1 protein-coding gene is annotated in these 1,630 nt (G+C 75.2%); it reads right to left on the bottom strand.

Going from position 1 to position 1,630, the window contains the following annotated elements; translation table 11 throughout:
- Nucleotides 1-1,630 (bottom strand): PH domain-containing protein (locus tag FNQ90_RS22470; protein ID WP_182608016.1); only part of this gene is annotated, 1,630 nt, incomplete at both ends.

Below are 1,630 nucleotides of genomic sequence, written 5' to 3'. Positions count from 1 at the left end.
CGCCCTGCCGGAACAGGTGCGACGGTTCCGGGCCGGGACCGGGCGCCCCCTCGGCCCGGAACCGTCGCACCTGTTCCGGCAGGGCGAGGGCCGCCAGCTCGGCCGTCTCCCCGGCCGCCATGTCCACCGCCGGGTAGCGCCCCCAACCGGCGGCGGTGGTGAACTCCACCGTGGCCAGCCCCAGTCGCCGCTGCAACAGCGACTGACGGATCCGCACACCGCTGACGGCCCGGACCTCCAGGGCGGAGGTGTGACGGTTGGTCGCCCCGTACCGGGTCACCAGGTGGGAGGGGGTGACGGCGTGTCCGAGGGCGAGGTGGCCGGCGACGGCGAGTCCGACGGCGATCGGCAGGACCACCGCGCCGGTCACCCACCACACGGTCGCGGGCCATCCGGTGCCGGCGACCAGCCACGCCGCCGTGCCGGTGAGAGCCCCGGTGACCCCCAGTGCCCATCCCAACCGGCGGCGCAGGGCGGCGCCCGGGTGGCGTCGCAGCGGCACCCGCATCGGATCCCCGGGACCGGCGAGCACGGCGTCCGCGACCCGGGACGCGGTGGCCCTCGGCACCCGGGGCAGGATCGTGGCCGCGGCGCTCCACAGGGAGAGGCCCGTGGTGATGACGTGCACCTCGGTGCTGCCCATCCAGCGCCAGGGCAGCGGTTCGGAGAGGGTGATGCCGCGCAGCCGGTGGTCGTCGCGGTTGACCTCACGGGTGCGGAGCAGGCCGTGGGTGGTCCGCAGGACGGTGCCGTTCTCGCCGGGTACCCGTTCCAGTCGGAAGCCGGCGTACTCGTTGAAGAAGTTGACGGCCAGGCCCACCACGCCCAGCAGCCATACCAGGGCGGCCCCGAGGACGACCGTGGCGGTGGTACCGGCCCCGAGCCGCTCCACCGAGGAGGCCACCCACCCCCCGGGGTCCAGGCCGAAGAGGGCCAGCATCCACCAGGTGCCCCACAGCAGACCGGCGGCCATGAAGAAGGCCCAGACGTTCGCCATGTTGTACAGCACCCACCACGGCCGCAGTTCGGCGTACACCTCGCCGGCTCCGCGGTCGGTCCCGCGGCCGGTCCCGCGCGCGGTCGTGTCGGAGGGGCGGTGTTCCAGCAGACGCTCGCGCAGCCGCCGGGCGTCCTCGCGGGAGATCGCGTCCAGCACCAGGGCGGACTCCATCGCCGTGCTCGCCTGCCCGGCGCCGATGCGTACCCGGCGCAGGCCGGCGAGGCGGCGCAACAGCCGGGCGTCGGCGTCCACGCTGCGGATCCGATCCCGGCGGATCGAGCGGTAGGTGCGCACGAACAGGCCGGTGCGGCGCTCGACATAGGTGTCGGTGACGCGGTAGCGGGTGGTGATCCAGCGCAGCACGTCGGCGGCGGCGCCGATCGCGCCCCACACGGCGATGGCTCCCAGCGACCCCAGCACGCCGGGGGTCGGCTCGACCCCCACCGCTCCCAGTGCGACGATGCCGGGAGCGAGGGAGAACAGCACCCGGAGGAGGTCGGCGAGGATCATGCGGGGGTTGAGGCGCTGCCAGGGCGGCAGGTCCGGGTCCTCGCCGGCGGCGGGCGCGCCGCCCTCGTGCACGACCTCCGGTTCGCCGGCCGCCAGGACCCTCTCGCCGGTCGTGACGGG

It is taken from the genome of Streptomyces alkaliphilus (assembly GCF_014141535.1).
Taxonomy (GTDB): domain Bacteria; phylum Actinomycetota; class Actinomycetes; order Streptomycetales; family Streptomycetaceae; genus Streptomyces; species Streptomyces alkaliphilus.
Note: the sequence above shows the minus strand (reverse complement) of the source record. Positions and strands in the feature narration are given on the sequence as shown.